The 7,181-nt window shown below is 42.2% G+C and carries 7 protein-coding genes; 3 read left to right on the top strand and 4 right to left on the bottom strand.

Annotation, left to right across the window (positions count from 1 at the left end; translation table 11 throughout):
- Positions 1-3: 3 nt before the first annotated feature.
- Positions 4-714: an SDR family NAD(P)-dependent oxidoreductase gene (locus CXF78_RS06145; protein ID WP_102036273.1), complete on the bottom strand. Its 711-nt coding sequence runs from the start codon at positions 712-714 to the stop codon at positions 4-6.
- 105 nt (positions 715-819) lie between these two features.
- On the opposite strand from CXF78_RS06145, the gene CXF78_RS06150 reads away from it, so the two are divergent.
- The gene (locus CXF78_RS06150) at positions 820-1,155 is read left to right on the top strand and encodes a winged helix-turn-helix transcriptional regulator (RefSeq protein ID WP_011639018.1); all 336 of its coding nucleotides are present in this window, start codon (positions 820-822) and stop codon (positions 1,153-1,155) included.
- A 45-nt stretch (positions 1,156-1,200) separates the two neighbouring features.
- On the opposite strand, the gene CXF78_RS06155 is transcribed toward CXF78_RS06150, so the two are convergent.
- Positions 1,201-2,673: an MBL fold metallo-hydrolase RNA specificity domain-containing protein gene (locus CXF78_RS06155; RefSeq protein ID WP_102036274.1), complete on the bottom strand. Its 1,473-nt coding sequence runs from the start codon at positions 2,671-2,673 to the stop codon at positions 1,201-1,203.
- A 369-nt stretch (positions 2,674-3,042) separates the two neighbouring features.
- Between CXF78_RS06155 and CXF78_RS06160 the strand changes: the two genes are divergently transcribed.
- A complete protein-coding gene (locus CXF78_RS06160) occupies positions 3,043-4,251 on the top strand; it encodes a porin (protein ID WP_102036275.1) in 1,209 nt (402 codons plus the stop codon).
- A 131-nt stretch (positions 4,252-4,382) separates the two neighbouring features.
- On the opposite strand, the gene CXF78_RS06165 is transcribed toward CXF78_RS06160, so the two are convergent.
- Complete coding sequence (locus CXF78_RS06165) at positions 4,383-4,892, bottom strand: peptidylprolyl isomerase (protein ID WP_041413233.1); 510 nt, start codon at positions 4,890-4,892, stop codon at positions 4,383-4,385.
- A 229-nt stretch (positions 4,893-5,121) separates the two neighbouring features.
- Positions 5,122-6,462, bottom strand: coding sequence for a M20 metallopeptidase family protein (locus CXF78_RS06170; RefSeq protein ID WP_180957063.1), 1,341 nt, complete (start codon positions 6,460-6,462; stop codon positions 5,122-5,124).
- A 158-nt stretch (positions 6,463-6,620) separates the two neighbouring features.
- Here CXF78_RS06170 and CXF78_RS06175 point away from each other — a divergent pair, with 158 nt between their 5' ends.
- Positions 6,621-7,145, top strand: a complete 525-nt coding sequence (locus tag CXF78_RS06175) for a GNAT family N-acetyltransferase (RefSeq protein WP_102036276.1) — start codon at positions 6,621-6,623, stop codon at positions 7,143-7,145.
- The last annotated feature ends 36 nt before the right edge of the window (positions 7,146-7,181 follow it).

Genomic DNA, 7,181 nt, shown 5'->3' on the forward strand with positions numbered 1-7,181 from the left:
ACCTCAAGACTTAAACAATCCTCTTGGTCGGCAGCGGCAGATGTGTATAAGAGCAAGACCTACTCGACCAATTGGATGGAATGAATTAAAACTATCAAGCACAGCGGCCATATCTTGCGGTTCGATAAAGGCTTGATAAATTGGCGTACTCACAACGGCTGGTGACACTGCATTAACGCGAATGTGATGCTCCGCCAGCTCCATTGCCATGTGTTGAGTTAATGCATGTAAACCCGCTTTAGCCATAGAATATGCGCTTGATGGTGTGGCTTTAATCGCTTGTTTAGCCCACATAGAACCAATGTTCACTATGCTACCGCCATGATGTTTAATCATGTTTCTGGCTACTGCCTGTGAAATCACAAAAATGGCTTTGTTAAGCTCCATGTAGATATCGTAATCGCTCACTTGGTGATCTAAAAATGGCTTAGGATTAAAATAACCTGCAGCATTAACTAAATAATCAATTTTATGATCGATGGTGTCGATCATATTGATCAAACTGCTGAGATCTTGCGGATCGTATAAATTGGCTTGAAACCCACTGACATTACCAAGTGGAGACAGTTGCGCCACAGCAGCATTGAGTTTGTCGACTTTGTTGCCAACAATAATGGTATCAACACCTTGAAGCACGAGTTGTTTGGCCGTTTCAAAACCGATACCACTTGTACCGCCAATAATCAGCGCTGTTGTTTGAGTTGAATTCGTCATTTGAACACACCTAATAAAAGAGTAAGTGTGTTAAGCTTATTGGCAAACTATCTGATTGAATAGTAAGTACAATTAAGTCCTATAGGTACTTTTAGGTACATATTAATGAATACAAAAGAAAAATTATTTCTACGAAAGTCTGCCCCAGAGAAAAGTGCCCGTATGGTCGAAACCATTTACGGCTGTAAATGGTCATTAACTGTGTATCAGTTATTAGCCAATAACATTAACCGCCCTGGTGAAATGGTAAAATCAGTTGAAGGGCTCAGCACCAAAGTGCTCAATCAATGTTTGAAAAAAAACATCGAATTTGGCATTTTAAATAAAATTAATTACCCTGAAATTCCACCGAGAGTAGAATACCAAGTGACCGAATTTGGGCAAAAATTTATGCGTATATTAGATGATATTGAAAAGCTGCAACACGAAATTGATGCTTAGCCCGCAGGCTAAGCAATCGTTCAGCTCATAACACATTCACTCAAATTAAGTTTCTGATGGCTCATTAGACCCACTCGCCGTATTCAGCCACACAAACTCAGGTAACGCGTTTAAGTCTAGGCAATCTCCTCGTTGGGCAATCGCACTATTTTTCGGTTTATTGGCACTGTCTTGATTAAGCGCTTCAATCAATACTTGCTGTGCTTCTAGCTCACCATGCACCAATATTACCGCGGGTGATTGCTCAAAATGGCGATACCAAGACAATAACTCGGCTTGGTCGGCATGGGCTGATAACCCACCGACAGTATGAATACTGGCAGCCACTTTAATACTTTGTCCATGAATCGTCAGCTCTTCAGCGCCGTCGACTAGTATTCGCCCTGGCGTTCCCATTGCCTGAAAACCACAAATAATAATATCGGCTTCTTTACGCCATAGGTTATGCACAAAATGATTGCGAATTCGGCCGCCATTACACATACCACTACCAGCAATAATGATTAACCCTTCATGAATATCGTTCAGCTCTATCGACTCTTCGGTGCTACACACAAATTCAGCACTGGATAACAACGGATGGTTGCCTGGTGACATGCGGGTAAAACGCTTAAAGTCATCGTCCATCAACGGATAATTATTAACATATACCTCAGTTGCTTTAATCGCCATTGGACTGTCTAAACAAATACGCCAACGCGATAAGTCCCACTCTTTGGCATATAGATGGAACAGATAAAGCAGCTCTTGAGATCGGCCAACAGAAAATGCCGGGATCAAAATATTGCCTCTACTTTCACGAGTTGTTCGTTTAAAAATTGATTTCAGTTCAACCAATGTATCTTCCCAACTGCGGTGCAATCTATCACCGTAAGTACTTTCCATTAGCACTAAATCAGCTTGTTCAATAAACGTTGGATCATCCAAAACCGGCATACCTGCACGACCTAAATCACCACTAAAAACCAGTTTTTTCTGTTCCGGTTTATCGCCTAACCACAACTCAACCACAGCAGAACCTAAAATATGTCCTGCATCAGATAAACAAACCTCTACCGCATCGGCAACCTGTACGCGTTGACCGTAATCTACCATCACAAACTGCGCCATCACTTGATCAACATCTTTCTCGGTAAATAGCGGCTCTAGCAGTTCTAAATCATGTTTTGCACGTTTTTTATTTTGCCTGTCGGTATCTCTTTCTTGCAGCATAGCGGCATCACGCAACATGACATCACATAACTGCGCGGTGGCTTTTTGAGTATAAATGGGTCCAGTAAACCCCTGGTTAATCAAATAAGGCAAACGGCCGGAATGATCAATATGGGCATGGCTTAATACCACGGCATGGATCTGTGTAGCATCGAATGGAAAAGGATCGTGATTACGTAACGCGTCAGCTTTACTCCCTTGAATTAATCCACAATCAAGTAGCACTTGCTGCCCTTTGACGGTGAGTAAATGGCAAGATCCAGTGACCTCTTGAGTTGCGCCGTGAAACTGTAAAGTCATGTCCATAATGTCGCCCCCGATAAAATCGATAACATTGCTAAGTTAAGCGTATGCCATTGGTGAAATAAAGTCGCGATCTACATCAAATAAACGCTTAAAAAACACTCGCCTCAACAAATAGATAAAAAACCATATTAAGTGCATAAACAACCACCCCGCAACATTTACTTACATTTATTAACCATAACGCAACCCATTACTAACACTCGATTTTACTAAGTCATTGAACAATGAATTATATGAGATATATCGCCTTTTTTGAGCATATTTCACTTTGAGAGTCACTCATAGGTTTGATATTCTCCGTCGCCTCAATGGAAAGATATATTAACGGACTAAGCTGTGCTTACTCAAACAACAAGACAAGAGATTAAAATGAACAGAACATTAATTGCAGCATTGATTTCAACAATTCTTATCGCACCTGCAGCGTCGGCAATCGAAGTTTATAAAGATGATGTCAATGCGGTTAAAATTGGCGGCTTTATTGATGCGCGCGTGATCAATACCCAAGGTGAAACAGAAGTTGTTAACGGTGCTTCACGCATTAATTTTGGTTTTAGTCGTCAACTCCAAAATGACTGGAAAGCTTACGCCTTGCTTGAGTGGGGTGTAAATCCGGTCGGTAGCACAGACATTGTTTACAACAACCGCTTTGAATCAATTCAAGAAGAGTTTTTCTATAACCGTCTTGGTTATGCCGGTTTATCGCATGACAAATACGGTAGCATCACAATTGGCAAGCAGTGGGGTGCTTGGTATGACGTGGTATACAGCACAAACTATGGCTTTGTATGGGACGGAAACACTGCGGGTGTTTACACTTATAACAAAGATGACGGCGCGGTAAACGGTGTCGGTCGTGGTGACAAAACCGTTCAGTACCGTAACAGCTTTGGCGACGTAAGTTTTGCCGTGCAAGCTCAACTTAAAAACCGTGCTTTCTATACTTGTGATGTAGAAAATATTACTCAAGATGCCTGTGAAGAGTTATGGGCAACAAGTTCAACGTCGGCACAACAAGTTGAGTATAACTATACCTATGGTGGTGCTGTAACTTACCAAGCAACTGATAAGCTAGTGCTAACAGCCGGTGTTAACCGTGGTGAGTTTGATGTAACCTTTGGTAACGGTGGAACATCCACTGCTGTTGATCTTATTTACGGCATGGGTATCACTTGGGGCAACTTTGAGCAAAATGGTTTTTATGCTGCTGCCAACGTAAACAAAAACGAAAATCATGACACCGACAATATCGGTCGTTTAATTAACGACGCTGTGGGTGTTGAATCATTGTTCTCATATAAGTTCGATAACAATATTCGTACTTTTATTTCGTACAATATTCTTGATGCTGGCTCTAACTACGTGATCCAACCTAACTACAATACCGATCCAGATGACGTATTCAAACGTCAGTTTTTCGTAGTAGGTTTACATTATGTATTTGACCCAGATACTGTTTTATATGTTGAAGCTCGCCGTGATTACAGCGATTTCACCAGTGCAGACAAAGCACAGCAAGCCAGAATGGAAGTGTCTGAAGATGACGGCGTTGCCATTGGTATTCGTTTCACTCTTTAATGTGAGTACTGTGGTTTAACAAACCGATCAAAAAAGGTTCGACAGTGATGTCGAACCTTTTTTATTGCGTTGTTTTAAGCTAGTGCTAATAGCTAATGTTTAATAACGAGTGTTTACATAGTGCAGCGCACTTAAGCGACAGGTTTCTCGTCAACAATCGTCACTTTCTCAACAATAATCGGCTCACGCGGTACATCTTCATGGCCTGCCATCGTCGTTGTTTTAACTCGCTCCATTTGCTGAATAACATCCATACCGGCAGTCACTTTTGCAAACACTGCATAACCCCAACCCGCATTAGTCATTGCAGCGTGGTCTAGAAAATCATTGTCGGCGACATTAATAAAAAATTGCCCAGTAGCTGAATGCGGCGCATCTGTACGTGCCATTGCCAAAGTACCTAACACGTTGTTCAAACCTTTATTGGCTTCATTGGCAATCGGGTCACGGGTTGGCTTTTCTTTCATTTTGGCGGTTAAGCCACCACCCTGCACCATAAAACCTTTAATAACGCGATGAAAAATAGTGCCTTCATAAAAACCATCTTGGCAGTATTTTAAAAAGTTTTTTGAAGAAACCGGCGCACGTTCCATTTCAAGCTCTACGGTAAAATCGCCAAGGTTGGTGCTAAAGATAATCATATACGGCCATGTTCCAAAAATGAGAATAGCCACCATTATATTATATAGAACCGAAGGCGGCTATTGCACTTATCGTTGAATGAAATCCTGTCCTTTAATACTGTTCGTTTATTTTTGCTGGTTGATTAAATAAATCCATCGCAGTGCGTGTCATCGCCCTAACCCCAGTGCGAATGGTTAACGGCATAGATAACCGGGTGCAAACTGACTTGAATGTAAAAGTTCAAGTTTATTTTGCTGGTTGATTAAATAAATCCATCGCAGTGCGTGTCATCGCCCTAACGCCAGTGCGAATGGTTAACGGATAATCTGGCGCGAACTGGCTAGAATGCAAAGAAGGTAAGGTATTGCCAGACTCAAAACTCGCTTGATACTGGCTAGGTTCTACCCCGCCCAACCAGAATAAAGTAATCGGGCGTTTCTGTGGTGTGAGCCCATATAAACCAAAATCTTCGCCAGCCATTACCGGCGGTGCCACCAGCACATTGTCACTGCCTAACTCGGCTTCAATACTGGCTTTAACCTTAGCGGCTAACGTAGGATCGTTATAGGTTGACGGAATGGTTTCATCATCATGTACATACACCACAGGCATAAGGTCATCTGGCAAGCCAGCACTAATCGCGATACCGGTAGTAATACGTTTAATCGCCGCTATTTGCTGCTCACGAACCTTAGGATTATATGAACGCAAGGTCAGCTGAAGCTTCACTTCATCTGAAATAATATTGTGCTTTGAGCCGCCATGAATAGACCCAACAGTAACCACATTAGGCTCTAACGGCGATACCTCGCGGCTAACAATGGTTTGCAGTGCAAGTACTGTGCGCGCTGCAAGTACCACAGGATCGATAGTGACGTGCGGATAGGCGCCATGGCCACCTTTGCCCTTAATGGTAATATCAACCGAATCAACATTCGCCAGGGCATAACCACTTACCGTGCCTACTTTTCCTGCAGGAATTGACGCACTAACATGCAAACCAATAATGCTGTCTGGTGTTGGAAACTGGCTAAACAAACCCTGTTTAAGCATGGCTTTGGCGCCGCCACCGACTTCTTCTGCTGGTTGAGCCACCATCATCAAAGTACCTTGCCAGTCGACTTTGTGAAGCATCAGTTGCTGTGCAGTACCAATTAAACTGGTCATGTGAATATCGTGGCCGCAACCATGCATAATACCAACGGTACTGTTGTCCGCATTAAGGGTTGTCACAGTCGATGCGTACTCTTTTCCCGTTTGCTCAATAATGGGTAAGCCATCAATATCTGCACGGATCATCACCACGGGGCCTTTACCGTTTTTGACAATACCAACCACACCATAACCGCCAAAATTAGACGTAACCTCAAAGCCTAATTGCTTTAGTTCTTGCGCCATACGTTGGCTAGTGGCTTTTTCTTGATATGACAATTCAGGGTGTTGATGAAGATGTAAATAAAGCTGCTCAAGCTTTGGTAACGCTTTACTTACAGAGAGATCAAGATCGCTCGCACTAGCAGTAACAGACAACGACGAAGCTGAAAACACTAACGCCAATAAGGGGTACGCAACACGTAAGCAGGTCATATTATTATTCTTAATTGTCGGGATTTGAGTATGTTAACCTACCATAAGCTTAAGCCACTTTGTAATGGGTTTTAGGTAACCGCAAGTTAAGGGATAAGGTTAATTGTGGCATAGTGATTAAGTCATTGTGGTCAGAGAAATAATAATAAGGGAAACCAATGACAGTCATTACTGAAACACCAAGGTTAATTATAAGAGAATTTACCCTTGAAGATGCACCTGCAGTATTGCATTTTAATGCTCCAGAACAAGTCAGCCTCTATACCGGTGACGCAGGAATGTGCACAACACTAACCGACGCAGAAAACATCATTACCAATATTTGGTTAGCTGAATATCAGCAATACGGTTTTGGCCGTTGGGCTGTGGTACTTAAAGAGACCAATACTGTTATTGGGTTTTGCGGTTTTAAAAATGAAACTCGTATTAATGCCGTCGATATTGGCTATCGCTTACACCCGGATTACTCGGGCATTGGTTTAGCGACAGAAGCCAACCTAGCTTGTATCGAATATGCCAAACAACACATGGATTTAAGCATCGTCTATGCCACTGTTGTCGATGCCAATAGCGGCTCAATCAATGTGGCCACTAAACTAGGCATGACATATCACTCTCAATACCAAGATGGCGAATTCACCATTAATCGTTATGAGATTTTATTAAAGACTCATACAGTTTAACTTGAAATAAAAATCACATAGCCGTTTGTTTACGCT

The sequence above is a fragment of the Shewanella sp. 11B5 genome (assembly GCF_002836795.1).
Lineage (GTDB): Bacteria > Pseudomonadota > Gammaproteobacteria > Enterobacterales > Shewanellaceae > Shewanella > Shewanella frigidimarina.